Here is an 873-nt window from a genome sequence, read left to right as displayed (position 1 = left end):
CCCTGCACCACCCGGCCCTCGCCCTCGACTACGCCGCCGAGATCCTCCAGGACCTCCGGCGAACCGCCCCGGAGACCCGCCGATGACCCTCCCCGAACCAGCCGACCCCACCACCGTGGTGGCGGGAGGTGACTGCCCGGCACGAGGCCGAGCAAGCTATATCGTCCGAAACTCCTCCGCAGCCACGGGCAGCGGAGGAGTTTCGGACGCGCAAGTCCCCACCCCGGACAGGGTGGGGGAACCCTCCCGGCACCAGGGGGCACCGGGAGGAGAGGCTGCGACCGGGGGCGGACCGCAGCCAGAAGACGGAGGAGCCGAACCGCCCGCGCGCCGTCAGCGTCCGCGCCTGCGCCAGACCGTCCAGCGCGACCACGTCCGCAGCGTGCGCCTCACCGCCGACGAACTCGCCACCGTCCAGCACGCCGCCCGAACCGTCGGGCTGACCACCGCCGGGTTCCTCGCCGACGCCGCCGTCGCCCTCGCCCGCACCCACGACGAGGCGAAAGTGTGGCTGGTGGACCAGCGGACGCTGGTCGAGGAGCTGATGACCACCGTCGCCCAGCTCGCCCGCGCCGGGAACAACCTCAACCAGGTGGCGCGGATCTTGAACTCCGGCGGCCACAGCGACGGCGTCGACCGCGCCGTCGAGCGGGTACTCAAGGCAGCCGTCCGGGTCGAGGACGCAGCAGCCGAGATCGCCCGGCGGCGGTGACCAGGATGGTTCCGGACATCTCCACCGGCAGCCGCACCTACGGCCTGCTCGCCTACCTCTACGGCCCCGGCCGCCGCGACGAACACACCGACCCCCACCTCGTCGCCGCCTGGGAACCCGTCCTCGCCCCCGACCCGGGCCGGGACCCGGCGGCCACGCTC

The 873-nt window shown here is 73.9% G+C and carries 1 protein-coding gene; it reads left to right on the top strand.

What is annotated here, in order from left to right; all coding sequences use genetic code 11:
• Nucleotides 1-346 precede the first annotated feature (346 nt).
• Nucleotides 347-712, top strand: coding sequence for a plasmid mobilization protein (locus FF041_RS39670; RefSeq protein ID WP_228388802.1), 366 nt, complete (start codon nucleotides 347-349; stop codon nucleotides 710-712).
• The last annotated feature ends 161 nt before the right edge of the window (nucleotides 713-873 follow it).

The sequence above is a fragment of the Streptomyces jumonjinensis genome (genome assembly GCF_009600885.1).
In the GTDB taxonomy this organism is placed as follows: Bacteria; Actinomycetota; Actinomycetes; order Streptomycetales; family Streptomycetaceae; genus Streptomyces; species Streptomyces jumonjinensis.
Note: the sequence above shows the minus strand (reverse complement) of the source record. Positions and strands in the feature narration are given on the sequence as shown.